The organism is Macrococcus equipercicus, assembly GCF_004359525.2.
Classification (GTDB): domain Bacteria; phylum Bacillota; class Bacilli; order Staphylococcales; family Staphylococcaceae; genus Macrococcus; species Macrococcus equipercicus.
Window position 1 is genome coordinate 397505 of sequence record NZ_SCWC02000002.1, and the last position, 24937, is coordinate 422441.

The following is a 24937-nucleotide window of genomic DNA, read 5'->3' on the forward strand; positions in this document are numbered from 1 at the left end:
AACCGTATTTTATCATAAATAGGAGGATAAAAAATAACTTTTTAAAATACGAGGAACAAGAAGACACGCATGCTACAGTGTTATCAGCGTCTTCGGCATACCGAAATCTGCAGTGTCGACAACAAAGCTGCCGTTTGTATAGCGTTCTGTGAGCCTGATACTTTTGACCGTCCCTGTTTCAGTATTTCCGGAATCCGATATGATCATATAGTGTCCAGCATCTTCAGTGACCACTGCTCCGACCAGCTGGTGCGGATTGGATTTTATCTCTTTCAGCACGACGACGCCGCGATTAGCACGTCGGCCGACTTCAACCGTATCCAGCTTCATCCGTTTGACAGCCCCGCGGTGCGTCGCCAGAACAATAAAGTGGTCCGGATATAATAATTCCGTCGCAACGACCGAATCATCTTCCTTTAAATTGATGGACTTCACGCCTGCTGCTTTAATCCCCGTCTCCGGGACTTCACTCAATGAGTAGCGGAGCGCCATCCCTTTAGCCGTCACGACCAGTACTTCTTCGTCACCTGTGATGTAGAGGGCCTGCAGCACTTCGTCATCATCTTTCAGCTTCATCGACAGAATCGGCCGCGAGAAGCGCTTCGTGCTGAACTCAGCAAGGCTGGTCTTCTTGATCATACCGCCCTTAGTGGCAGTCATAATAAAGCCGCCCTGCTCAAAGTCCGCAACCGTCATCATATGAATGACCCGTTCTCCTTCTTTCAGCGGGACAAGCTGTGAAATATGCATGCCGAGCTCTTTCCATTTATGGTCAGGAAGATTGACGACCGGTACATAGATATAGTTACCGAGCGACGTGAAGACAAGGACGACGTGCTGCAGATTAGATGACACATGCGTCAGCAGGAAGTCCCCCTCCTTCAGCCCGATCTCGTCGAGCCCGGTTGCACCGAAGCTCCGGAGTGACGTGCGTTTTATATAACCTTCGCGGGTCAGGCTGACAATCACTTCCTCGCTCGGCACAATAATATCTTTTGAGATCTTAATTTCAGCGACTTTGTCTTCAATGGCACTCAGCCGTTCTGTTGCAAAGTCTTTCTTGACCGCTTTCAGTTCTTTTTTAATGACCTGCATCAGCTTTTTCGGATTGCCGAGAATTTCCTCAAGCGCCGTCAACCGGTTGCTCAGCTCTTTATGCTCGTCTTCCAGCGCAGCGATGTCAGTGTTCGTCAGCCGGTAGAGCTGCAGCGTCACAATAGCTTCCGCCTGGTCCAGCGTGAAGTCAAAGCGGCTGACTAAGTTTTCCTTCGCATGCTGCTTATTTTTTGACTCACGGATCGTCGTGATCACTTCTTCCATGATAGACAGTGCTTTAATCAGTCCCTCAACGATATGCATGCGTTTCTTTGCCTGGTTAAGTTCGTGTTTACTGCGTCTCGTCACTACTTCCTGCTGATGATCGATATAGCTCGTCAGTATTTCTTTGATCCCAAGCAGCTTAGGTCTTCTGTCACTGATGGCCACCATGTTGAAGTTATACGTCACTTGAAGGTCCGTGTTCTTATAGAGGAAGTTCAAGATACCTTCTGCATTGGCATCTTTCTTCAGCTCTATCGCAATGCGCAGCCCGTCACGGTCAGTTTCGTCACGCACTTCAATGATGCCTTCCACTTTCTTATCGGCTCTCAGCTCATCAATCCGCTTCACTAACGTGCTTTTATTCACTTCATATGGAATCTCTGTGATGACAATCTCAGTTCTGCCGCCCCGCAGTTCCTCAAACGCCACTTTGCCGCGGACGACTGCTTTTCCTTTGCCTGTCTCGTAGGCCTGCTTGATGCCGGCACGGCCTTGAATGATGCCGCCGGTCGGGAAATCCGGGCCCGGCATCAACGTCATCAAGTCGTCTACTGTAATTGACGGTTTGTCAATGATCGCAAGTGTTGCATCGATGACCTCCCCTAAGTTATGTGTCGGAATATCTGTTGCATAACCTGCTGAAATACCGGTCGACCCGTTGACGAGCAGATTCGGATACTTTGCCGGCAGCACCATCGGCTCCATCGCGGTATCGTCAAAGTTCTGCACGAAATCCACCGTATTATGCTGGATGTCCTGCAGCAGCACACTCGCAAGCTTAGACAGCTTCGCCTCAGTGTAACGCATGGCAGCAGGAGGATCATTATCGATGCTGCCGTTATTGCCGTGCATCTCAATCAGCACATGACGCAGTTTCCAGTCCTGACTCATACGCACCATAGCATCATAAACTGAAGTATCTCCGTGCGGATGATAGTTACCGATGACATTGCCGACGGTTTTCGCACTCTTCCTGAAGTTTCTGTCAAAGCTATTGCCGTCCTGGTGCATGGCAAACAAGATGCGCCGCTGCACCGGTTTCAGACCGTCACGCACATCCGGCAGTGCGCGGTCCTGAATAATATATTTACTGTACCGTCCGAAACGATCGCCGATGACGTCTTCCAGCGGTAAAGTCTGTATGTGTTCTGCCACTATGCCTCATCTCCAATCGTTACATTCTCCATCATTTCGATATCCTGCGCTTCAAGCAGCGCGACTTCATCATTCTCAAGGATACTGGAATCTTCCTGCATGCCGAATTCGACATGGCGTTCAATCCAGTCACGTCGCGGCTCCACTTTGTCACCCATCAACGTCGTCACACGTTTAGCACTGCGCAGTTCATCGTCAATCTGAACACGGATGAGTGTTCTCGTCTCAGGATTCATCGTCGTATCCCAGAGCTGGTCGGCATTCATCTCACCAAGTCCTTTATAGCGCTGCAGCGTGAAGCCTTTGCCCACTTTCTTCTGAACGTCCTTCAGTTCGTCCTCGGTCCAGGCATATTCAATCACTTCACTTTTCCCTCTGCCTTTAGCTACTTTGTAGAGCGGCGGCAGTGCGATATATACTCTGCCGTCTGCCAGCAGCGGCCGCATATATTTAAAGAAGAATGTCAGGAGCAGCACTTGAATATGGGCACCGTCCGTATCAGCATCGGTCATGATGATGACTTTACTGTAGTTGCTGTCCTTCAGCGTAAAGTCACTACCGACGCCGGCACCGATTGTATGGATGATCGTGTTGATCTCCTCGTTCTTGAAAATATCCTCAAGCTTTGCTTTCTCCGTGTTGATGACTTTACCACGGAGCGGCAGAATCGCCTGGAACTTACGGTCCCGGCCGAGCTTGGCAGAGCCGCCCGCGGAATCCCCTTCCACAAGATAGAGCTCATTCTTCTCTGTGTTCTTGCTCTGGGCAGGTGTCAGTTTACCTGACAGCAGCGTCTCCTTGCGTTTATTCTTCTTGCCGTTCCGTGCTTCCTCGCGGGCTTTACGTGCTGCTTCACGGGCCTGTGACGCTTTGACCGCCTTCTTCACCAGGTTCTGTGACAGCTGACCGTTCTCTCCCAGGAAGTACGGCAGCTGGTCGCTGATGATATTATCGACGGCGCTTCGTGCTTCGCTCGTGCCGAGCTTCGACTTAGTCTGCCCCTCAAACTGCAGCAGTTCTTCCGGAATCTTCACCGAAATGACCGCTGTCATCCCTTCACGGATATCGTTACCATCAAGATTTTTATCCTTCTGCTTCAGTTCGCCGATCTTTCTCGCATATTCATTGAATACCCGCGTCATCGCAGTCTTCATCCCGACTTCATGCGTTCCGCCGTCTTTCGTACGGACGTTATTGACGAACGAGAGAATGGTTTCCGAATACTGGTCATTATACTGGAAGGCAATCTCCGCCTCAATCCCATTCGATTCACCGGAGAACATCGCCACATCATGCAGTGTATCTTTACCTTCATTAATAAATGAGACGAACGCCTTCAATCCTTCTTCAAAATGAAAGACTTCTGCCGTTTCAGGCTCTACCCGTTTGTCAGTCAGCGTGATCTTCAGATCTTTCAGCAGAAAGGCTGACTCTCTTAACCGCTCAGCAAGCGTCTCATAGTTGAAAGTCGTCGTTGTTTTGAAGATTTTAGGATCCGGTTTGAACGTGACCGATGTCCCTGTCCGTTTCGTCGTGCCCTTTTCAATGAGCGTCGTCACCGGTACACCGCCGTTTTCAAACCGCTGTTCGAAAACTTTGCCGTTATGATGAATCGTCACTTTCAGCCACTCACTGAGCGCATTCACAACCGACGCACCGACACCGTGCAGGCCACCACTTGTCTTGTAGCCGCCCTGACCGAACTTACCGCCGGCATGCAGCACAGTGAAAATCACTTCCGGTGTCGGCTTTCCTGTTTTATGCAGACCTGTCGGCATACCGCGGCCGTTATCCTGAACGGTCACACTGCCATCTTTGTTAAGTACCACGCTGATTTCTGTCCCATGGCCGTTCAGTGCTTCATCGATTGAGTTATCGAGAATTTCATAGACCAGATGATGGAGACCGCGGCTGTCTGTTGAACCGATATACATACCAGGCCGTTTTCTTACAGCTTCTAAGCCTTCCAGCACCTGGATGGATTCGTCATTATATTGATTATTCTTCGCCAAATTACTTCCTCCTGCAAACATATGTTCGTTGTTTTTATCACAGTTCTTATTTTTATATACTTTAGCGAAAAAATCAAGTTTAATTAATACAATAAGTTTACATAATATTATTATTTATATTTTTAATATAAAAAAAAGAAACCTGCTTGAGGTTTCTTCGTCAGTATTTATTCGTGCCAAGCTGTTTCAAACGCGGCTTCCGTCTTATCCTTCACTTCTTGAAGTGTCGCATCTCCGAGCAGTTCCACGAGCTTCATCTTCCCGTCAGTGAACTCAAACACCGCAAGATCTGTGATCAACTTGTTGACGACACCTCTGCCCGTCAGCGGCAGTGTGCATTCAGCTTTCACCTTTGACTCACCGTGCTTATTCACGTGCTCCATAATGACGACCACTTCTTTCGCACCATTGACAAGGTCCATCGCCCCGCCCATGCCTTTGACCATCTTACCTGGAATCATCCAGTTGGCCAGGTCTCCGCTGCTTGACACTTCCATCCCGCCAAGAATGGCAAGGTCGATATGGCCGCCGCGAATCATTGCGAAACTTTCTGCTGAATCAAAGTACGCTGCTCCTTGTACAGCGGTCACTGTTTCCTTACCGGCATTGATCAGGTCAGCATCGACTGCGCTTTCAGTCGGATAGGCACCGATGCCGAGCAGCCCGTTCTCGGACTGATAGAAGACATGCTGCACGTCTGCCGTCGCTTCGTTGGCTACAAGCGTCGGTAATCCGATGCCCAGGTTGACATACATGTTGCTTTTGATCTCTTTTGCGGCTCTTTGAATAATCAGTTGACGTTCTGCCATTATTTCTCCTCCTTGACGACTTTACGTTCAATACGCTTCTCGTAGTTCTCGCCTAAATAAACATGCTGCACGTATATGCCCGGCGTATGGATGTCATCCGGATCCAGCTCACCTACTTCAACAAGCTGCTCGACTTCTGCAATCGTCACTTTACCTGCCGCTGCACAGAGAGGATTGAAATTTCTGGCGGTTTTACGGAAGACCAGATTGCCGAGTTTATCAGCTTTCCATGCTTTGACTAATCCATAATCACCGGTAATACCCCGCTCCAGTAAATAGTCCTTCCCGTCGAAGGTCTTCACTTCCTTGCCGTCAGCAACCGGGGTTCCGACACCTGTCCGGGTATAAAAGCCGGGTATGCCGGCACCACCCGCACGAAGCCGTTCTGCCAGTGTTCCTTGCGGCGTCAGCTCTACTTCCAGTTCACCATCCAGATACTGACGCTCAAACGTCTTGTTCTCACCGACATACGAGCTGATCATCTTCTTCACCTGACGTCCGGCAAGCAGAATACCGAGACCGAAGTCATCAACGCCGCAGTTATTGCTGACGATGGTCAAATCTTTCGTCCCCTTATCTTTGATCACTTGTATCGCTTTCTCCGGAATTCCGCACAGTCCGAATCCTCCCACTACAAGCGTCATCCCGTCCTGAAGCCCGTTCAGTGCTTCATGTAAATCAGTCGTCACTTTTGACATGCTGCATCCCCCTTAAAATGAATACCTATTCATTTATGTTATACCATATTTTCAGAATTTTTAAAAACATTATTTTAATGACGTTTTTTTACAGCAGGACTTCTGACGCCGAAACAATTAAAATTTCTTTCATTCCTGGTTTTATGGTAAACTATTAGCACCAGCTATCAAAGGAGTGCATGTCTATATGACAATGGTGTTGATGTTCCTGCTTGCCTATTTAATCGGATGCTTGCCATCCGGTCTGATCATCGGCAAAGTTTTCTACAATAAAGATATCAGACAGTCTGGCAGCGGTAATCTAGGAACTACGAATACGTTTCGTGTATTAGGGAAAAAAGCTGGAATCATCGTGATGATACTAGATATCTTCAAGGGTTTTATTGTCGTCTTTCTACCATTACTTTTTAATCATGAAGTTCATGGTGTCATCATCGGTCTTTTCGCGATACTCGGTCATGTTTACCCCGTCTTCTTAAAGTTCAGAGGCGGTAAAGCAGTCGCTACATCGGCAGGTGTCATTATGGGGGTCAATCCGATCCTGTTCGTAGCCGTGACCATCACATTTATCATCGTGCTGTACTTATTCAAATTTGTGTCACTGGCAAGTATTATCGCAAGTATTGTTAACTTCATCCTATCCATTGTTTTCATGGACTGGATATTGATTGTCATTGCCTTTGTCATCATGCTGATTGTAATCATTAGACATCGGTCCAACATCAAACGTATAATCAATAAAGAAGAGCCTAAAATAACCTGGATGTGAGGTGCGAGATGAAAATTAACCTAGATGATAAAGCAGTCGGCTGGTTCAAGAAAGAACTGGACATACCAGACAACAAGGCTATCCGTTTTTACGTGCGCTACGGCGGCGATGTCAATCTGAAACAAGGATTCAGCCCGGCGTTTACAGTCGATACAGTCGATCCGGAAGGCTACTCAGAGACACAGGACGGTCTGACATATTACGTGGATGAGAAAGATTTGTGGTATTACGAAGATAATGTGCTTAATGTCACATGTGAGAATGACGAAATCAAATATACGATTACAAACTAAGCAGACCTATAAAATAAGAGCCCGGCATGTTATATTTCATAACATGCCGGGCTCTTATTACTTAGTTTATGAATACAATGCCATATAGCGTTCATGCCATTCCGGGAAATGGCGGTCCAGTCTGATCGGTCTGTTCGTCCCGCGTTTCATCAATATATGAGTCGTCGTACCTGTGGCGGCTACAGAGCCGTCCTCTTTAACAACCTTATAGGCATAAACCGTCTTCAGCTTTGAATAAGACTCAATCCACGTCAGAACTGTCACTTTCTCAGGATAAGTCACCGAGTTTTTGTAAGTCAGCTGTGCATCGATGACAGGAGAAATCACTCCTGCTTCTTCCATCTCCGCATAGCTGAACCCTGCTTTTTCAATGAAATCTGTCCGTGCCACTTCAAACCAGATCAAATAATTAGCATGATAGACCACACCCATCTTATCCGTCTCTGCATATCTGACCGGTATTTCTAATTCTGTCGTAAACATAGCCACACTCCTTACTCTCATTATACCATAAACAAAAACCGACTACATAAGTAGCCGGCCTGTCATTCTTAATTACTGTGCGAGTTTATCGCGTAATACCATGCGGAGAATGCCGCCGTGACGGTAATAATCAATCTCGACTTCTGAATCGAAGCGCGCCAGCGCCTCGAATTCCACAGTTGAACCGTCTTCTTTGACCGCTGTGACTTTAACGTGGTCACGTGGTCTAACGCCTTCAGCAATATCCACTGAGAATGTTTCGTTACCAGTGAGTCCAAGTGATTCAGCAGAATCTCCTTGTAAAAATTGCAGTGGCAGTACACCCATCATGACTAAGTTAGAGCGGTGAATACGTTCATAGCTCTGTGCGATGACTGTTTTAACGCCTAGTAAGTTCGTACCTTTAGCTGCCCAGTCACGTGAAGAGCCCATACCGTAATCGTTGCCGGCAAGTACAACTAAACCAGTACCGTCTGCCTGATACTTCATGCAGGCATCAAAGATCGGCATGATAGCGCCTGTCGGCCAGTAAGTTGTGAATCCGCCTTCTGTGCCCGGAGCGATCTGGTTTTTAATGCGGATATTCGCAAATGTTCCGCGCATCATGACTTCATGGTTACCTCGACGTGAGCCGTATGAGTTGAAGTCACGAATAGCTACACCATTATCCAGTAAATATTTGCCTGCCGGTGTATCTCTACCGATAGCACCTGCCGGAGAGATATGGTCTGTCGTCACGGAATCACCGAATTTACCCATGACACGCAGGCCATTCAAGCTCTCGATGCGGCCCGGTTCAGGCGTCAATCCTTCAAAGAATGTCGGATTCTGAATGTAAGTAGATGTCGGATCAAAGTCGTATAACGGCTGATCTGTAGATTCGATCTGGTTCCACAGTTCATTGGATTCAAAAACAGATGCATATTCTTTACGGAACAAGTCAGGCGTCACAACAGAGCGCACGACGTCTTTGACTTCATCGATTGACGGCCAGATATCTTTCAAGTAAACATCCTGGCCATCTGCACCTTTACCCAGTGAATCTTTCTGCAGGTCAATGTTCACTGTTCCCGCAAGGGCATAAGCGACAACCAGCTGAGGGGATGCCAGGTAGTTCGCTTTAACTAATGGATGGATACGTCCTTCAAAGTTACGGTTACCTGATAGTACAGAAGTCACAAGCAGATCTTCCCGTGCAATCGCATCTTCGATTTCAGGAAGTAACGGTCCTGAGTTACCGATACATGTCGTACAACCGTAGCCGACTGTGTTGAAGCCCAGTTGATCCAAGTACTGCTGCAGTCCTGACTGCTCAAGGTAACCTGTCACTACTTTAGAGCCCGGTGCCAATGATGTTTTGACGAATTCAGGTACTTGCAGTCCTAATTTCACTGCGTTGCGAGCGACAAGACCTGCACCAAGCATGACATAAGGGTTGGATGTATTTGTACAAGAAGTAATCGCAGCAATAGCGATATCACCTGTCGACATCAAGCCGTGATGACCATCATTGAAGTTGATGACTGCTTTTTTGTCGAATTCTGCTTTATCCAGTCCGTGGCCCTGGTTGCCGGCCGGCGCTGTCACAGATTTAACGAATTCCTTTTTCATCTGACTTAATGGAATTAAGTCTTGAGGCCGTTTTGGACCCGCTAATGATGCTTCCACAGTTGACAAATCAAGCTTCACGATATCTGTATAGGTCGGTTCAGGCTGGTCGACTGTGAAGAACATGTTATTTGTCACCAAGTATTCTTTGACCACTTGAATATGTTCCTCATCACGACCTGTTAAACGCATGTAGTCAAGCGCTTCTTCGTCAACAGGGAAGAAGCCGCAAGTTGCGCCGTATTCCGGTGCCATGTTAGCAATTGTCGCACGGTCTGCAAGCGGCAGGCTGACAACGCCCGGACCAAAGAACTCGACGAACTTACCGACGACCCCTTTTTTACGGAGTTCCTGAGTGACGCGAAGTGCCAGGTCAGTCGCTGTTGCGCCTTCCGGCAATTCGTTAGTCAGTTTAACACCGACGACTTCCGGAATCGGGAAGTATGACGGTTGTCCGAGCATGCCCGCTTCCGCTTCAATACCACCAACACCCCAGCCGAGAACACCGATACCATTGATCATCGTCGTATGAGAGTCTGTGCCGACTAATGTGTCAGGAAATGCAACATTTTCGCCGTCAGCTTCACGAACGTGAACTACATTGGCAAGGTATTCAAGGTTGACCTGATGGACGATACCTGTCGCAGGTGGCACAGCGCGGTAGTTATCGAACGCTTTAGTCGCCCAGTTCAGGAACTGATAACGCTCTTTATTACGCGCAAATTCAAGTTCGACGTTGCGCTGCAGTGCAGTCGCGTTACCATAGGCATCAACTTGCACTGAGTGGTCAATGACGAGATCCACTGGAACTTCCGGATTAATTTTAGTGACATCCCCACCGACATCATCCATCGCTTTACGTAATGATGCCAAGTCAACGACAGCCGGCACGCCAGTGAAATCCTGCAGAATAACACGTGACGGCTTAAATGGCACTTCTGCATTTGGATCGTTCTTTTTTCCCCATTTAACAAGATGTTTAATATGCTCTTCTGTAATAACGCGGCCGTCAAACTGTCTTAACACAGATTCAAGCAGCACACGAATAGAATATGGCAATTTGCTGATTTCGCCGAGACCTGCTTCTTCAAGAGATTTCAGGCTGTAAAACGTATAAGTCTTACCATTCAATTCAAATGTCTGCTTAGAAGCATTTTGAAGATTTGAATTCATACTAGTTCCCCCTATTTAAATTAATCCTTTACTTCTCTATTTTAATCAATATGAAACGAGAAGTAAATGTTATCAAATTTCAAATATCAAATACATTGTTATAAGTTTTTCTTATCATTAGCAGCATGCTGCTGTCATCCGGTAAGAATATCTTCTTTCGGGAAATAATACGTCTGTTTTCTCGGTCGTGAGAAGGTGAAGACTATCGTCAAAATACCGACTTTACCGATCATCATCATTAAAATAATCAGCAGTTTACCGATCACAGACAAGTCATCGGTAATACCCATTGTCAGCCCGACTGTACCGAAGGCAGACACCGCTTCAAAGAACAGCTTTAGGAACGGGATGTCTGGTTCTGCAAGGACAAGCAGAAAAGTGATCGTGAAGACAATCAGCGTACTGAGCACGACAATCGCGAAGCTCCGGAGCAGAATTTTATAGTCAATCGCCCGCTTAAAGATGTTAATCTGCTCATGCTGCTTAATAAAACTGATCGTCCCGAACAAAATGACTGCAGCAGTCGTCAGCTTAATCCCGCCGGCCGTTGAAGTCGAACCGCCACCGATGAACATCAGCAGCATCATGACTAATATGGAATCCGTGTTCATAGCGCCGATGTCTATCGTATTAAAACCAGCCGTTCTTGTGGTGATAGCCTGGAAGTAAGCCATCTGCAACTGATTGTACCAGGAATGACCGCCCAGCGTCTGATGGTTATCCATCTCCAGCAGAAAGATGACAATAGTCGCGCTGACATTGATTAAGAGCGTGCCGAGCAGCATAATTTTTGTGTGAACCCGGAGCTTCTGGAACGATGTCTTCTTCGCGACATCAATCAGCACCGTGAAGCCGAGCCCGCCGAGAATGATCAGCGTCGTAATGACAAAGTTGATGACCGGATTGAACCGGTAACCGACCAGATTGTCACTGTGCAGCGCAAAACCGGCATTGTTGAAGGCACTGACTGCCGTGAAGAAGCTGCGGTACAGTCCCTGCCAGAAACCGAACTCCGGTATCCACTCCATCGCTAAAAAGACGGCGCCTGATAGTTCGATCGCCAGACTGAGAAAGAATAAATACATGACCAGCCTTAAAATACCGCCGATATTCCCCTGGTTCAGTGCTTCTGAAACAAGGAAGCGGTTTTTGAGACCTACTTTCTTGCCGATCATAATGAAGACAATCATCGCCAGTGTGACCAGCCCAAGCCCGCCCGCCTGTATCAATATGAGCAGCACAGTCAGCCCGAAATAACTGAAGTGCTCTGTAATGTCAATCGGTGACAGGCCGGTCACTGTAAAGGCGCTTGTCGCCAGAAACAGACAGTCGATGAATGACGTCGGTTTCAGCTGTGAGACCGGTAAAGACAGAAGCCCGGTCCCTGCCAGCAGAAACATTATAAAGGATGATAAAATAATAAAGTATGGATTCGTTTTTCGACGTTTTATAATGATTCCTCCAATCTTAGCTTCTTTATTGTTCCACCAAATGATGTGAAATGCAATATATAATCTTCACCAGTATAAAGCAAGCGACGGCTGAATGGAGACAGTAAAAAACCGTAAACCTGAGCAGGTTTACGGTCAATCATCATTTTTCGGGTGGCTGCGCCTTGCGGAAACGCTTGTCCGGTTTTAAAGTGAGTCCCAGTCGCATCCGCTCCCGGTTGCCATCCATGTAGAGAGAGATCATCATCATGATCAGCACGAATGAGAACGGGAAGGCAACAATAATAGCTGCACTCTGCAGCGCATTCAATCCGCCGGCGTAAATCAGCACAAGTGCAATCAATGACTGCGCGAGTCCCCAGATTATTTTTATGGAGTTCGGCGGATTCAGCGAACCGTGAGTCGACTGCATGCCGAGGACAAATGTCGCAGAGTCAGCAGATGTAATGAAGAAAGTCGCAATTAAAGCAAGCGCGATCAATGATAAGCCGAAGCCCATCGGCACTTCCTTAAACACTGCAAACAGTTGAAGTTCAACAGCAAGCTCACCGATACCCGGCACTTTCTTGAACATTTGTATTGCCGTCGTGCCGAACACACTGAACCAGAAGAAGCTTAACAGTGCCGGCACCATAAGAACACCGATCAGAAATTCACGGATGGTCCGCCCTTTAGAGACCCGGGCGATGAAAATACCGACGAACGGACTCCAGCTCATCCACCAGCCCCAGTAATAAAGCGTCCATGACGACATCCAGTCCTTCTTATGTTCATTGAGCGGTGCCACATCAAAACTCAAATACATGAAATGCTGCAGCAGATCTCCGACGGTCGTTGAGAACATATTCAGGATTAGGATGGTGGGGCCGAGAATCAGCACGCTGATCAGTAACAGCGCTGCGATAATAATATTGACGTTGCTTAAAATCTGGATGCCTTTAGACAATCCGCTCCATGCACTCATCAGGAACAAAATAGTCACGATGACAACAATGATGACTTTAACCCAGAAAGTATTAGGAACATTGAAGAGATAATGCAATCCACCATTGATCTGCTGAGCACCCATCCCGAGAGAAACTGCAACCCCTACAACCGTTGCAAATACTGCAAGTACATCAATGATAGTGCCGAACCAGCCTTCTACTCTATCACCGAATATCGGTCTTAAAGTATGTGATAACAGGCCGGGTTCACCTTTTCGAAACTGAAAGTAGGCAAGGGCCAGTGCGACAACACCGTAAATCGCCCAGGCATGAAAGCCCCAGTGAAAGAATGTCGAGCGCAACGATTCTTTAAACGCTTCATCGGTCTTCGGTTCAGCGGTCGGCGGCGCCATAAAATGACTCAGCGGCTCAGCGGCTCCCCAGAACACAAGGCCGATTCCCATCCCTGCACTGAACAGCATCGCAAACCATGAAACGATATTGAATTCCGGTTTGTCGGATGGTTTTCCGAGCTTCAGCTTGCCGATCGGACTTAATATCAGGAATACACAGAAAGCGACGATGACAGCAGATAACATGACATAGTACCAGCCGAAATCCCGTGTGATGAACGCGTTGATTCTGCCGGTGACTTCCCCGAATCCTTGTGGAAACAATGCACCCAGCATCACTGTCAGCAGCACTAATACAAGCGAAATATAGAATACATTAGTGATTTTCTTTTGATTTTTCATTTAATACTCCTTTCCTATTTTAAAAAACATGTATTACTATAACGTATATCCAGTTATTTATCAAACGAACCATTTTATCGGCATTTATTGAATCCGCTTCCTCACTAGCCGTACAGTTACTGCGACAGCTGCAATCAGGAAAAAGTGAAAAAAAGTGAAAAAAATTCTTTTTTATATACTGTTTTTATTGTATGCTATAGTTTATAGGAGGTGACTATACATGTCATTATGGCAGGAATTCAAAGATTTCGCTATTAAGGGGAACGTCCTTGAATTAGCAGTAGCTGTTGTCATCGGGGCAGCATTCGGCAAGATTGTTACAGCACTTGTACAAAGTGTCATTATGCCGCTTATCGCACTGATTTTCGGTAACACTGATTTTGCTTCACAATGGGCTTATAAAGGTATTAAATATGGTGTCTTCATTCAATCCATCATCGACTTCTTGATCGTTGCTGTTTCTATCTTCCTTTTCGTCAAAGTATTCAACAAATTAACAAAAGCGAAACCAAAAGAAGAAACAATCGAAGAGAACACGGTTTTATTAACTGAAATCCGTGACTTACTTCGCAGCAAAAACATCTAAACGTCAAAAAACATCCCATCACTGATGGGATGTTTTTTATTTCTTATAAGGTCCTTTGTCACTCATCACTTTAACATCTTTGACAATTTGATCTTTCGGGAATTTCTGATCACCTGTATCTTTACCGATATAATCCTTAATAACGGTTCCGTTCTGGTCAATCAAGTAAAATGATGTGCCGTGCGTTGCCTGATCATTATTTTTAGATGGCGGCACGACAATGGTTTTAAAGCTTTCTTCTCCAAACTGGCGGATAAACTTCTCGTCATAATTCGTCAGCAGCTTCCAATGTTTCATTGCAGAGCCATACTTTGCCACATAGTTCTTCATGACTTCAGGCTTATCGCGCTTTGGATCCACGCTGAAACTGATGATGCCGTAATTTTTAACGTGCTGTTTCTCCAGCTCATCAACGACTGTACTCATATTGTAAGTCATCGGCGGACAGACTGTTTTACAGTTTGTGAACATGAAGTCCGCGATCCATACTTTCCCCTTTAAATCTTTATTAGTAAACGTTTTACCGTCTTCATCGGTTGCACTGAACGAACTGACTGTATTACCGTAGCCGCTCGCAGGTGCAATCGCTGACTTCCCGCATGCTGTCATTAAGACTGTTAACACGATAAGAATGATATATTTCTTCATATTTCCCTCCTATTTGTTTTAATATATCAAAATGGCAGGCCGGCATAAATATGATAACAAAGAAATATTTGACCAAATGATTACAATTATTTAATTTTGAAAGCTGTCGTGCTTAAATAACCGCTACTGTTGACAGTTAATATCGCAGGAATACGGTTTTTAAGTTCCTGCACATGCGATATTAAGCCGACCATCTTGCCGCTCTGCTCCAGTTCGACAAGCGATGCAATGGCTGTTTCCAGCGTCTCGCTGTCCAGTGTACCGAATCCTTCATCGATGAAGACCGACTCCAGGTTAATGCCGCCGGACAGCTGTGTCACATAATCGCTTAAGCCGAGCGCTAAAGCGAGTGACGCCAGAAACGTTTCGCCGCCGGATAACGTCGAGATATCGCGCACCTTGTTGCTGTAGTTGTCAAATATCTCTATTTCAAGGCCGCTGTAGCCTTGAGTCACCTGCGTCTTCCGCTGAAATTGATAACGATAGCTTGTCATTTGATCCAGCCTTGTATTGGATAGTTTCAGTGTCTGTTCAAGGTAATAAGTCAGCACGAAGTTTTCAAGTGTGAGCTTCTGGCGGTTGCGTCCACCGAACAGCTGGGCAAGCGTCACGATTTCCTCATGTCTTCCGACTGTCTTTTGATAATCCGCCAAAACATGCTGCAGACGTGCCATCAAGCTGATATTATGTTCCAGCTGGTACTGCTGCCGTCTCAGTTTTTCCTGCTGCTGCTCGTATACTGTCCGCTGCCGCTCGAATTCCATTTCAAGCGGTTGTAAATCTGTGAAGTGCTGCGTCCCGATGCGTGCTGTCAAATCCGCTATTTTGACTGTCATTGCCTGCTCCTGCTCTTTATACCAGTCGAGCCGGTCCTCAAGTTCAGCCATCAGCTGCTCATCAAATGTCGCCGGCAGCTGCTCCTTAGTCAGCTGAAACCCGCTCAGCATCGATTCATATTTCTGCGTCAGCTTCTGCACATTCAGCTGCCGCTCACGCTGCTCGCCATTGATACGCTCATACAGCTGCTGTTCGTGCTGCTGCTGCTGCGTCAGCTGATCGAGCGTCAGCTCAGCATTTCTCAGTTCTTCATCGTAGTCGCCGACCCGTTGCTGCATGCTGCGGTACTGCTCATAAAAATCATCATAGGAAGAAAATCCCGTCACCGCAGTGAACTGCGATTGCTGAGCCTTATAATACTCCAGCTTGACATCGGCTGCTGTCCGCTGTGCTTTCATATGTGCCTGCTGCTCACGGAGCTCGTCCATCTCTCTAGTCAGTGCTGCCAGCGCTGCTGACGTCCGGTCCTGCTCGTCCTCAAGACCGGCCACTGACTGTGCCAGTGCTGCATAGCGCGCCGGAATTCCAGCTGCTGTTTCCCGGTGTGTAAGCCTTGTCTCCAGTCGTACCCGCTGCTCCTGTAAATCCCAGAGCTGCTGCATGTCGAATAGCGGCTCTTCACTCTGCACGACTTGAGAAACCGTCTGCCGGCAGACCGGACATTCCTCTCCGTCATGTAACTGATGCCGCAATAGCGCTGCTGCACAGCGCTCTTCATCGTAGGAGGCAAGCAGCTGACTCAGCTGCTTGTTGATCAGTCGAAGCTCCTGTTCATTCGTCTTGTTCTCTGACTCATGCAGCTCGGCTGCCTTCATCTGAACTGCAAAGTGCGACAGCTGCTCCTGCCCGCATTCGATTTCTTCCTTAAAGACTTGAATACTGTCTTTCAGCTGAAGCTGCTGCTCCGTCATCTGGCGCTGCTGTGCTGCCAGCTGACCCATTTTGTCCTCATACTGTTGATATTCCTTTGAATAATCAGCTATTGTCTGCTTCAGCCGCCCGTAATCATCTCTATTGAGATAGAACAGCTGCCAGTCATGCAGTCTTGTTCTCATCTCTTCAACTTGCGGCTGCCGCTCCTCAAGCACTGCCAGCTGGTCAGACCGTTCTTTTATTTCGCGCTGGATATACTGGAGCGTCTCACTTTTAGCAGCCGCCTCTTCAATGACTGCAGTCAGTTTCTGCTGCTCTTCCTCGGCATCCGTCTGTACGTCCGTCAGCTGCTCCATCGCGCGCATGACATCAAGTTGCCGTTCTCGTTCGCTCACGTCAGGAAGCTGCTGACGATGGCCGGTCAGCTGCTCAGTCACCTGCTGCCGCTCCTCGATCGCCTGATTCACTGCTGCAGCGCTCTGTAATTGCTGCTCCGCCTTGTCTGCAGCTGCCTGATACTCCACAAGCCGCTCCTCCAGAGCCGCAGCTGCTTCCTGCTGCCTGGTGATTTCTTTACCGCGTTCCTCCAGCTGACTGACCGCTGAACCGTCCAGCTGCTGCTCCGATTTAAACTGACTGAGGAGCACTTCTATTTCCTGCTCAGTTTCACGGACCTGCTGCTGCAGCGCTTTCGTCTCCTCAGCAAGCTTAATTTCAAGCGCTTTAAACCGCGTTGTATCAAACAGCGTCCTCAGCACCTTCTGCTTCTCGCTGCTGCCCGCCACTAGAAATTTCTTGAACTCTCCCTGCGGCAGAATCAGTATTTGCCGGAACTGATTGGCGTCTATCTTCAGCAGCTCCTTCAGCTGCTGGTTGCCATCCTTGACGCTTTTCGCGAGCAGCTTCCTGTCATCGCCGAGCCGTTCAATCACTTCGAGCTTCGGCAGTGTCTTCGTCTTGTTGCCGGGCTTGATGTAAGGAAGATGACGGGTGACTTCATATACCCGGTTGTTCAGCGCAAACTGAAAGCGGACAAAAGTCGGCTGCCCTGCTTCAGCAAAATGACTGCGGAGTGCTGCTTCATCTCTTGCCGCGGTAGAAGCTTCACCGTACAGTGCATACGTCATGGCATCAAACAGCATCGTCTTGCCTGAGCCGGTCCGCCCGCTGATCAGAAATAAGTGATGGTCACCCAGCTGTGTGAAATCAATGGTTTCATGGATGAACGGCCCGAAGTTCTGCAGTTCCAGTTTAATCGGTCTCATGCTTGTCTCCTCCCCCGTGCAGTCGATTGATGATCGTCAGCTGTCCTTTTGTCAGCGGTTCCGCTGTCAGTGCAGCCGCAAACAGATTCATAATATCCGCATCGCTCTGCTCTATGATTTTGACGGCTGCTGTCTCCTGAACTTTCACTTCATCAGCATGCCTTAGCTCCAGCAAGTACGGATAAACCTGCTTCAGTTTGGTCATCGGGTCATTGACGTGACGCATATCACTCAGGATCATCTTCAGATAATCTTCCTGATGCACCGCTGCCGGCTGCTGATAGAAGTCATCAAATGAGCCTTCAAGGACCTTCACATCACGCATCGGCTTGAGCGGTATGAATGTGTTAGTGATGCCGTCATCTGTGTCTATCATGCGGAATCCTTTCGGCTGATCCGCTTCAGAGAACGAATACTTCAACAGACTGCCGCTATAGCTGATAGTCGCGGAATTCACGGCAAAGGGATGATGCAGATGGCCGAGCGCCACATAATCAAAGTGATTGAACAGCTCTTTTGGCACGTATTCAACCGCGCCTAGCGATAGCGGCCGCTCTGAATCACTTTCATCGCCGCCTTTAATGAAGAGGTGGCTGACAGCGATATTGGTCTTCGTCATGTCCAGCTGCGCTTCTATCCGGCTGATGACAGCGCTGTATGCCGCCCCGTGACTTGTGATCGTGTCATCCTCAAAATAGAACCGTGCTTCTACCGGCTCTATATACGGGATTAAATAGAAATGGATGTCATCATAAACGACCGGCTCAAAGCTGTCGGCAATCGCCGTACTGATATGGAACCCATGCGTCTTGAACCATTCTTTCCCGTAGCCCAGCCGCTCAGCGCCGTCATGATTGCCGCTGACAGCAAGCACAGGTATGTTCCGGTCGATGTTCACCGCCCGGATGAACTGTTCAAACACCAGCACCGCTTCTTTCGACGGCAGCGAACGGTCATAAATATCGCCGGCAATGATGAGCAGTTCTATATGAAGCCGGTCAATCTCCTCAATGATTCGACCGAGTATGTAGGACTGATCTTCCAGCAGAGAGTGCTGGTTCAGTGTGCGGCCGATATGTAAATCTCCTATATGCATTAATTTCATAGTCATCACCTCATCTGCATTATACACAAAAAGCATGCCCGATGAATCAGACATGCCCTGTCAGATAAATAACCTCGTGCTGAAAAACCTGAACACTGATTACAGTTTAAATAATGGTGTCTCAATACGTTCCACAAGCTTCGCTTCTTTCACTGCGACAGGACGACCGTTTGTTGTCTCAAAATAGTTTCCAGTGACAATGGACTGCATGACATTCCGGACATCGGCTGCAGTCAGCTGCTCTTTCGGATGCGCGATGTTGAACTGGTAGCTCTTACCGAAATCAGTCGTAAATACCATCTGTAATGTTTTCATCAAATCACCTCCTCATCTTTTTTTCGTCTGCTATACAGTCTTCGTTTCGATCTTCTCTGCTGAGACATAGTCTTCGCCGGTCAGCACGGCGATTAGCTCTTTAAAGCTGTTGGCCTGAGCTTCAGTCAAGTCCATTCTCACTTGATTGAAGCGGCGCGTCTTACGTACTTCCTTGCCGCTCTCTGAAACATCAGCGACATAAGTAAGACTAAGCACGACTTCCTTTAACATATGATCACCTCCTTTACACTCTATATATCGAATAAAGGACGAGGAATAGACACAGCAGGTTATTTTTTCTATAATGAGCATGAGGTGAATACATTGAACGCTATTTTTATTACGCTGATCTTCGTCTGGACCGTCATCTTTCTCGGATTGCTTGCCATCGGCGGTTTTTTCATGTTCCGGAAATTTCTGAAGCGGCTGCCTAAAGAAGACGGCAAAAGTGAGCTGGACTGGCAGGACTACTACATCCATAAGGCGCTTCCCATGTGGCATGATGACAGTAAATCACTGCTGAATGAACTGGTGACACCGGTGCCTGAACTCTTCCGGGACGTCGCTAAAGAGCGGATCGCGGGCAGAATCTCAAAGATTGCGCTTGACGAAGGTGCTGAAAGAATAGAACTGGACCATATTATGCGCGGCTATATCATCGCTACGCCGAAGCGTGACCACGGCTTTATGAAGAAGAAACTGACACAGCTGGGTATCGACTATACACCTTACAGTTCCTACTTCAAATATGCGGATGACGAAAAGAATAAATTCTCTATTTTCGACCATTCAGAACTTATCGCGAAAGAAGCACAAAAATAGCGCAGCTCTCATTTAGAGAGCTGCGCTTTTGTCGTGAATGTCCAGTGAATCAGCGAGTTTTTTATATTTAATGTACATTGCGATACGCCACGGTACAATCATGCTGAATGCGAGCAGGAAGAACATGCCTGCAAGCTCGCCCGGATGTATCGTGCTGCTTAAATAAAACTTAAGCACAGAGCGGATCACCAGCAGCGAGATTAAAATCACCGGGAACAGCTTCGAACGTTTCATATAAATCTGTCCGTCGATCACCTGGAAATTGGAAGTATAAATTAAAAACAATGAGAAAAACATGCCGACAAGAACTGCTTCCAGTACTTCCATGCCGGTCAGCCTGAAATAAGGGATAAGATACATCAATGCCCCGGTCGCCATAAAGAAAGGCGGCATAATAATCTTTCTGGCATTCGTCGGATATTTCTGCGCCTTCATCCGAACGACGATCACAATCATCCCCATACATAACGCTACAACCATCGATAGAATGACATACATATTAAATCCCCCAGCTAAATAGTCTAGTAATCTCTGTCAGTAAATCAAAGAACAGGAGCAGTCCCATGATCACCATAATGACGCCGCCCACTTTCGTCAGTATGCGGCTGTATTTCTTGATGAACTTGAGTTTCGTCAAACAGAACGTGAGCAGGAAAAAGGGAATACAAAAACCGAGCACATATAAGATCATATAGAACAACGCAAGCGACTGATTCGTCAGCGCGAGTGAGATGATCGTCCCGACAATCGGTCCCATGCAGGGCGTCCAGCCGGCCGCAAAGGCAATGCCGATGACCAGTGAGCCGAAGTAGCCGCCCGGTTTGTTTCTAAAGCTCAGTTTTTTGTCAGCCATCAAAAATTCAGGCGTGAAAACACCGAGCGTCATCAGGCCGAACACCACCATCAGGAGGCCGCCGACCATCCGAATCGTATCATCATACTGATTGAGAAAATCGCTGACGAAGCCGATGCCGACTCCAAAGGAAATATAGACGATTGAAAATCCGATGAGAAACAGCAGCGTGTGAAGGATCGCTTTTGTGTTCAGCTGCCCTTCCTGCAGGTCATTGAACGATACACCGGTGATATAAGATAAGAAAGCCGGGTAAATCGGTAGTACACACGGTGATATAAAACTCAGTAAACCTGCACCGAAAGCAAGCGCCATGGTGACATCACCCATATTAATCACTCCATTCCAGACTATTTTACCAAATCTTCATCCAGTTGAAGTACTCTTTTTTGAAAAATTAGTGACACTCACAGCTTTTAATGAGGACAAATAAAATAAGGATGCCGCAGCACCCTTATTATTTGACGTTTTGATTCATATTCTTGTTCATCATCGCCATCATCTGATTGATTTTTTTCTGAGAAGGCTTTTGACCCATCTGCATCATCATCATTCTTAACATATCTTCATTGATCGGCGGGTTCTTCTTCAAGTAATCCATCATATATTTACGTGCCAAGTAGAAACCAAGTGCTGCACCTGCCACTGCTGCTAGAATAATTAATAAAATCCATATCCAAGTCGCCATTATTTCACCCACTTTCTCATTCCTTTAAAAGTGTACTAAATAATCACAAGTTTTTCAACAGTTATTACAGTGGAATGACACCGAGGATTATTGCTACTACAATCATAAAGACAGAGGAACCTATCGCCCATTTTAAAGCAAACTTCTGATTTTCCCCGTAATCAATACCGAGCATACCTACCAGTAAATAGCCGGCAGCGTATAGCGGACTTAAGACATGGACCGGCTGACCTAATATAGATGCTCTTGCCATTTCGGCTTTTGTGATGCCGAACTGAGATGCAGACTCCGCAAGAATAGGGAGTATGCCGTAATAATACGGATCATTGGCCATGAAATAAGTAAATGGCATGCTTAATAGTGCGGTGATTACTGCAAAGTGATCTCCCATACTTGCGGGAACGATATTAACGAGCGCAGTGGCCATCGCATCCACCATTTTCGTGCCATTCATCACACCAGTGAATATTCCTGACGCAAACACCAGGCTGACGACTGCAAGAACATTAGGCGCATGTGCTTTAATGCGTTCTGACTGCAGGGCTATATTCGGATAATTGATGAGCACAGCGACCGCAAAACCACACATGAATAACACAGGAATAGGAAGAAATTCGGTAATCAATGCATAGAGCAGCAGTATGGTGAGCAGTGCATTGACCCAGACGAGTTTCGGCCGTAGTAATGCATTTTCGTCGTTCGACTTACCATCAGGATGCAGATGCATATCATCAAGTGACATCGTCAGATGATCAGCGATGCCTACTCTTTTACGTTCCTTCACTCCGAAGTAGTAAGCGACACCGAGTGCAAACAGAATGCCTGCCGCCATAACCGGGATGATCGGCGTGAAAACTTCTTCAGTCGTCGTCTGCAGCGCTGATATCGCGCGGGCTGTCGGACCGCCCCACGGCGTCATATTCATGACACCTATCGATAATAAGGCCAGTGCAGCAAGTATGTATGGATTCATTCCAACTTTTCTATAGAGCGGAAGCATCGCAGTCACGGTAATGATAAAGGTTGTTGTCCCATCCCCATCTAGTGCAACAAGACTCGCGAGTATGACGGTCCCGATTGTAATTTTCAAAGGATCGCCTTTCACCGCTTTAATGATGACATTGATGACAGGATCAAAGAGGCCTGCATCAATCATAATACCGAAGTATAGAATGGCAAAAATCAGCATCATACCAGTCGGTGCTACTTGCTTCAGTCCTTCCAGCATATGCTCGCCGATGCCGTTATAAAAGCCGCCGATAATCGCAAAGACCGTCGGCACAAGAATCAAGGCGACAAGCGCTGACATTTTCTTCGACATGATAAGCGCCATAAAAACGACAATCATAATAAAACCTAATAATGCTAAATTCATAATAAAAATACCCCCTTGCCTCAATTTTAAAATGATTGAGGCAAGAAGGCAATAATTATTCTGAAAATTCATTTAAATTTTTTCTGTTGTCTTGTGCTTATCAATCAGTTATTGCATTGCAAGCACTTGCTTTACTACTTGTTCTTTCGTGAAACCATATTTCTCCATCACCACGTCACCTGGTGCACTGGCGCCGAAGCGGTCGATACCGATGACGAGGCCGTTCAATCCGACATATTTGTACCAGCCGTCTGTCGCACCCATTTCGATAGCGACACGTTTCGTGATCACAGACGGGAGCACTTCTTCGCGGTATGCTTTATCCTGCTGGTCAAATAAGTTCAAGTTAGGAAGTGACACGACCTGCACGCCTTTTCCTTGTGCTTCCAGCTGTTTTCCTGCTTCTAATGCAAGAGACACTTCTGATCCTGTAGCGATCAGCAGAATTTCAGGAGAAGCTGATTTGTAGACGACATAGCCGCCGCGGCGCACCCCTTCTTCTACGACTTCTTCGCTGACATCTAATGCCGGCAGATCTTGACGTGTCAGCACTAAGGCAGTCGGGTCTTTCTTCGATTCCATTGCCACTTTCCATGCGACACGTGTCTCGTTGCCATCAGCTGGACGGAACACATTCAAGTAAGGCATTGCGCGAAGACCAGCCAGCTGTTCAACCGGCTCATGCGTCGGACCATCTTCACCGACAGCGATAGAGTCATGTGTGAAGACGTACGTAGACGGCACACCCATCAAAGCGGCAAGTCGCAGCGCCGGTTTCAAGTAATCACTGAAGACAAAGAACGTCGCACCGTATGGCTTGACGCCGCCGTGTGCTGCCATACCGTTAATTGCTGCACCCATCGCGAATTCACGCACACCGAACCAGATGTTGCGTCCTTCAGGTGTTTCAGCTGAGAAGTCTGCTTCTTTCTTCACGTTAGATTTGTTTGATGATGCAAGGTCGGCAGAACCGCCGAACAGCTGCGGCACGGATTGTGACAGTGCCTGGATCATTTCGCCGGAAGTAGCACGTGTAGCGGCTTTAGAACCTACTTCATATTTCGGTAGGTTCGCTGCATAGTCATCTGTCAGACGGTTGTCAATAGCCGCCTGCAGCTGTTCACCAAGTTCCGGATTGTTCGCTTTGTATTCTTCAAGCTGTTCATTCCACGCCGCTTCTTTGTCGTTGCCGCGTTTCAGCATCGTCGTCTGGAAGATTTCATACACTTCTGCAGGGACATTGAATTTAAGTGCTGGATCAAGCCCGTAACTTTCAAGCGCAAGTTTACGCTCTTCAGCGCCAAGTGGTGAGCCGTGCACACCGTTTGTGCCTTGTTTGTTCGGTGCGCCGTAGCCGATCACTGTCTTCACTTCAATCAACGTCGGACGGTCTGACTGCTTCGCTGTCTCGAGCGCCTCGTTGATCGCTTCCATATCATTGCCGTCTTTCACAAGAATATGCTGCCAGCCGTATGATTCAAAACGTCCTTTCACATTTTCAGAGAATGCTTTGTCCAGGTCACCGTCTAAAGAAATGTCATTGGAGTCATATAAAGCGATTAGTTTGTTCAGCTTTAAATGCCCTGCGAGTGAAGCCGCTTCATGAGAAATCCCTTCCATGAGGTCACCATCAGAAACAAGGACATACGTAAAGTGGTCGATAATAGCCGCATCCGCTGTATTATATGTCGCAGCTAAATGCTTCTCAGCCATTGCCATACCGACACTCATCGCAAACCCTTGGCCGAGCGGTCCAGTCGTAATGTCGATGCCATCTGTATGGTTGAACTCAGGATGTCCCGGTGTTTTAGATTCCCACTGACGGAAATTTTTAAGTTCTTCCATCTCAAGCGCTCCTGAGACGTGCAGCAATGAATAAAGCAGCGCTGAGCCGTGACCCGCCGATAACACGAAGCGGTCGCGGTCAAAGAAGTACTTTGAACTTGGATTGAATCTTAAATGCCGCGTCCAGAGCGTATACGCCATCGGAGCCGCTCCCATAGGTAATCCCGGGTGGCCGGAATTCGCCTGTTCAATCTGGTCAATACTTAATGCGCGCAGCGTATCTACTGCTAACTGATCTTTCTCATTAAACATTATAAAATCTCCTTTATATGA

General features: G+C 47.2%; 23 protein-coding genes. 4 read left to right on the top strand and 19 right to left on the bottom strand.

All coding sequences use genetic code 11. The annotated features are described in order from the left end of the window. Positions 1-72: 72 nt before the first annotated feature. From parC to ERX35_RS04655, 4 genes are all read right to left on the bottom strand, one after another. Positions 73-2475: a DNA topoisomerase IV subunit A gene (parC, locus tag ERX35_RS04640; protein WP_149458747.1), complete on the bottom strand. Its 2403-nt coding sequence runs from the start codon at positions 2473-2475 to the stop codon at positions 73-75. Next, the gene (gene parE / locus ERX35_RS04645) at positions 2475-4487 is read right to left on the bottom strand and encodes a DNA topoisomerase IV subunit B (RefSeq protein ID WP_170234536.1); all 2013 of its coding nucleotides are present in this window, start codon (positions 4485-4487) and stop codon (positions 2475-2477) included. The genes parC and parE overlap by 1 nt, the downstream gene beginning before the upstream one ends. Positions 4488-4654: 167 nt before the next feature. Further along, on the bottom strand, positions 4655-5296 hold the full coding sequence (locus tag ERX35_RS04650) for a 3-oxoacid CoA-transferase subunit B (RefSeq protein WP_170234537.1): 642 nt from the start codon (positions 5294-5296) through the stop codon (positions 4655-4657). After that, complete coding sequence (locus tag ERX35_RS04655) at positions 5296-5994, bottom strand: CoA transferase subunit A (RefSeq protein WP_149458750.1); 699 nt, start codon at positions 5992-5994, stop codon at positions 5296-5298. The genes ERX35_RS04650 and ERX35_RS04655 overlap by 1 nt, the downstream gene beginning before the upstream one ends. A gap of 187 nt (positions 5995-6181) precedes the next feature. Between ERX35_RS04655 and plsY the strand changes: the two genes are divergently transcribed. Together plsY and ERX35_RS04665 are read left to right on the top strand one after the other, a co-directional pair. Continuing rightward, on the top strand, positions 6182-6763 hold the full coding sequence (gene plsY / locus ERX35_RS04660) for a glycerol-3-phosphate 1-O-acyltransferase PlsY (RefSeq protein WP_149458751.1): 582 nt from the start codon (positions 6182-6184) through the stop codon (positions 6761-6763). An 8-nt stretch (positions 6764-6771) separates the two neighbouring features. After that, a complete protein-coding gene (locus ERX35_RS04665; RefSeq protein ID WP_149458752.1) occupies positions 6772-7056 on the top strand; it encodes a HesB/YadR/YfhF family protein in 285 nt (94 codons plus the stop codon). A gap of 66 nt (positions 7057-7122) precedes the next feature. Here the strand turns inward: ERX35_RS04665 and ERX35_RS04670 are convergent, their stop codons facing one another. The 5 genes from ERX35_RS04670 to ERX35_RS04685 form a co-directional block, all read right to left on the bottom strand. Next, positions 7123-7539, bottom strand: coding sequence for an acyl-CoA thioesterase (locus tag ERX35_RS04670; protein WP_149458753.1), 417 nt, complete (start codon positions 7537-7539; stop codon positions 7123-7125). A gap of 72 nt (positions 7540-7611) precedes the next feature. Beyond that, on the bottom strand, positions 7612-10320 hold the full coding sequence (acnA, locus tag ERX35_RS04675; RefSeq protein ID WP_149458754.1) for an aconitate hydratase AcnA: 2709 nt from the start codon (positions 10318-10320) through the stop codon (positions 7612-7614). Positions 10321-10454: 134 nt separating this feature from the next. After that, positions 10455-11828, bottom strand: a complete 1374-nt coding sequence (locus ERX35_RS04680) for a TrkH family potassium uptake protein (RefSeq protein ID WP_342779909.1) — start codon at positions 11826-11828, stop codon at positions 10455-10457. Then, a complete protein-coding gene (locus ERX35_RS11405) occupies positions 11768-11914 on the bottom strand; it encodes a hypothetical protein (protein WP_170234538.1) in 147 nt (48 codons plus the stop codon). Before ERX35_RS11405 ends, ERX35_RS04680 begins: the two co-directional genes overlap by 61 nt. After that, positions 11914-13452, bottom strand: coding sequence for a glycine betaine uptake BCCT transporter (locus ERX35_RS04685; protein ID WP_149458756.1), 1539 nt, complete (start codon positions 13450-13452; stop codon positions 11914-11916). The genes ERX35_RS11405 and ERX35_RS04685 overlap by 1 nt, the downstream gene beginning before the upstream one ends. A gap of 220 nt (positions 13453-13672) precedes the next feature. On the opposite strand from ERX35_RS04685, the gene mscL reads away from it, so the two are divergent. Beyond that, a complete protein-coding gene (gene mscL / locus ERX35_RS04690) occupies positions 13673-14038 on the top strand; it encodes a large conductance mechanosensitive channel protein MscL (protein WP_149458757.1) in 366 nt (121 codons plus the stop codon). Between the two features lie 36 nt (positions 14039-14074). Here the strand turns inward: mscL and ERX35_RS04695 are convergent, their stop codons facing one another. From ERX35_RS04695 to ERX35_RS04715, 5 genes are all read right to left on the bottom strand, one after another. Beyond that, a complete protein-coding gene (locus ERX35_RS04695) occupies positions 14075-14686 on the bottom strand; it encodes an SCO family protein (RefSeq protein WP_149458758.1) in 612 nt (203 codons plus the stop codon). Between the two features lie 86 nt (positions 14687-14772). Beyond that, on the bottom strand, positions 14773-17661 hold the full coding sequence (locus ERX35_RS04700; protein ID WP_149458759.1) for an AAA family ATPase: 2889 nt from the start codon (positions 17659-17661) through the stop codon (positions 14773-14775). Next, entirely contained in the window at positions 17648-18766 is a 1119-nt protein-coding gene (locus ERX35_RS04705; protein ID WP_170234539.1) for an exonuclease SbcCD subunit D, read from the bottom strand. Before ERX35_RS04705 ends, ERX35_RS04700 begins: the two co-directional genes overlap by 14 nt. Before the next feature lie 99 nt (positions 18767-18865). Then, positions 18866-19081 carry a DUF2922 domain-containing protein gene (locus tag ERX35_RS04710; protein WP_149458761.1) on the bottom strand — a complete coding sequence of 72 codons (216 nt, stop codon included), beginning with the start codon at positions 19079-19081 and terminating at the stop codon, positions 18866-18868. A 30-nt stretch (positions 19082-19111) separates the two neighbouring features. Continuing rightward, positions 19112-19312 carry a DUF1659 domain-containing protein gene (locus ERX35_RS04715; RefSeq protein ID WP_170234540.1) on the bottom strand — a complete coding sequence of 67 codons (201 nt, stop codon included), beginning with the start codon at positions 19310-19312 and terminating at the stop codon, positions 19112-19114. A gap of 93 nt (positions 19313-19405) precedes the next feature. On the opposite strand from ERX35_RS04715, the gene ERX35_RS04720 reads away from it, so the two are divergent. Continuing rightward, positions 19406-19903, top strand: a complete 498-nt coding sequence (locus tag ERX35_RS04720) for a DUF2621 family protein (RefSeq protein WP_149458763.1) — start codon at positions 19406-19408, stop codon at positions 19901-19903. A gap of 12 nt (positions 19904-19915) precedes the next feature. Here ERX35_RS04720 and ERX35_RS04725 read toward each other — a convergent pair whose 3' ends face one another. The 5 genes from ERX35_RS04725 to tkt all read right to left on the bottom strand — a co-directional run bounded on the left by ERX35_RS04725 (position 19916) and on the right by tkt (position 24916). Next, a complete protein-coding gene (locus tag ERX35_RS04725) occupies positions 19916-20401 on the bottom strand; it encodes a CcdC family protein (protein ID WP_149458764.1) in 486 nt (161 codons plus the stop codon). Position 20402: 1 nt separating this feature from the next. Further along, positions 20403-21086 carry a cytochrome c biogenesis CcdA family protein gene (locus tag ERX35_RS04730; protein WP_149458765.1) on the bottom strand — a complete coding sequence of 228 codons (684 nt, stop codon included), beginning with the start codon at positions 21084-21086 and terminating at the stop codon, positions 20403-20405. Between the two features lie 127 nt (positions 21087-21213). Then, on the bottom strand, positions 21214-21444 hold the full coding sequence (locus ERX35_RS04735) for a YneF family protein (RefSeq protein WP_149458766.1): 231 nt from the start codon (positions 21442-21444) through the stop codon (positions 21214-21216). A gap of 64 nt (positions 21445-21508) precedes the next feature. Beyond that, positions 21509-22819: a CitMHS family transporter gene (locus ERX35_RS04740; RefSeq protein ID WP_149458767.1), complete on the bottom strand. Its 1311-nt coding sequence runs from the start codon at positions 22817-22819 to the stop codon at positions 21509-21511. 108 nt (positions 22820-22927) lie between these two features. Next, positions 22928-24916 (bottom strand): transketolase, encoded by a 1989-nt coding sequence (gene tkt, locus ERX35_RS04745; protein WP_149458768.1) that lies wholly within the window; start codon positions 24914-24916, stop codon positions 22928-22930. Between the last annotated feature and the right edge of the window lie 21 nt (positions 24917-24937).

Excerpts from the sequence above, each read along its gene's own strand:
- ERX35_RS04650 (WP_170234537.1), bottom strand. The coding sequence starts at position 5,296 with ATGGCAGAACGTCAACTGATTATTCAAAGAGCCGCAAAAGAGATCAAA.
- ERX35_RS04655 (WP_149458750.1), bottom strand. The coding sequence starts at position 5,994 with ATGTCAAAAGTGACGACTGATTTACATGAAGCACTGAACGGGCTTCAG.
- plsY (WP_149458751.1), top strand. The coding sequence starts at position 6,182 with ATGACAATGGTGTTGATGTTCCTGCTTGCCTATTTAATCGGATGCTTG.
- ERX35_RS04665 (WP_149458752.1), top strand. The coding sequence starts at position 6,772 with ATGAAAATTAACCTAGATGATAAAGCAGTCGGCTGGTTCAAGAAAGAA.
- ERX35_RS04670 (WP_149458753.1), bottom strand. The coding sequence starts at position 7,539 with ATGTTTACGACAGAATTAGAAATACCGGTCAGATATGCAGAGACGGAT.
- acnA (WP_149458754.1), bottom strand. The coding sequence starts at position 10,320 with ATGAATTCAAATCTTCAAAATGCTTCTAAGCAGACATTTGAATTGAAT.
- ERX35_RS11405 (WP_170234538.1), bottom strand. The coding sequence starts at position 11,914 with ATGATTGACCGTAAACCTGCTCAGGTTTACGGTTTTTTACTGTCTCCA.
- ERX35_RS04685 (WP_149458756.1), bottom strand. The coding sequence starts at position 13,452 with ATGAAAAATCAAAAGAAAATCACTAATGTATTCTATATTTCGCTTGTA.
- mscL (WP_149458757.1), top strand. The coding sequence starts at position 13,673 with ATGTCATTATGGCAGGAATTCAAAGATTTCGCTATTAAGGGGAACGTC.
- ERX35_RS04695 (WP_149458758.1), bottom strand. The coding sequence starts at position 14,686 with ATGAAGAAATATATCATTCTTATCGTGTTAACAGTCTTAATGACAGCA.
- ERX35_RS04700 (WP_149458759.1), bottom strand. The coding sequence starts at position 17,661 with ATGAGACCGATTAAACTGGAACTGCAGAACTTCGGGCCGTTCATCCAT.
- ERX35_RS04705 (WP_170234539.1), bottom strand. The coding sequence starts at position 18,766 with ATGAAATTAATGCATATAGGAGATTTACATATCGGCCGCACACTGAAC.
- ERX35_RS04710 (WP_149458761.1), bottom strand. The coding sequence starts at position 19,081 with ATGAAAACATTACAGATGGTATTTACGACTGATTTCGGTAAGAGCTAC.
- ERX35_RS04715 (WP_170234540.1), bottom strand. The coding sequence starts at position 19,312 with ATGTTAAAGGAAGTCGTGCTTAGTCTTACTTATGTCGCTGATGTTTCA.
- ERX35_RS04725 (WP_149458764.1), bottom strand. The coding sequence starts at position 20,401 with ATGTATGTCATTCTATCGATGGTTGTAGCGTTATGTATGGGGATGATT.
- ERX35_RS04730 (WP_149458765.1), bottom strand. The coding sequence starts at position 21,086 with ATGGGTGATGTCACCATGGCGCTTGCTTTCGGTGCAGGTTTACTGAGT.
- ERX35_RS04735 (WP_149458766.1), bottom strand. The coding sequence starts at position 21,444 with ATGGCGACTTGGATATGGATTTTATTAATTATTCTAGCAGCAGTGGCA.
- ERX35_RS04740 (WP_149458767.1), bottom strand. The coding sequence starts at position 22,819 with ATGAATTTAGCATTATTAGGTTTTATTATGATTGTCGTTTTTATGGCG.
- tkt (WP_149458768.1), bottom strand. The coding sequence starts at position 24,916 with ATGTTTAATGAGAAAGATCAGTTAGCAGTAGATACGCTGCGCGCATTA.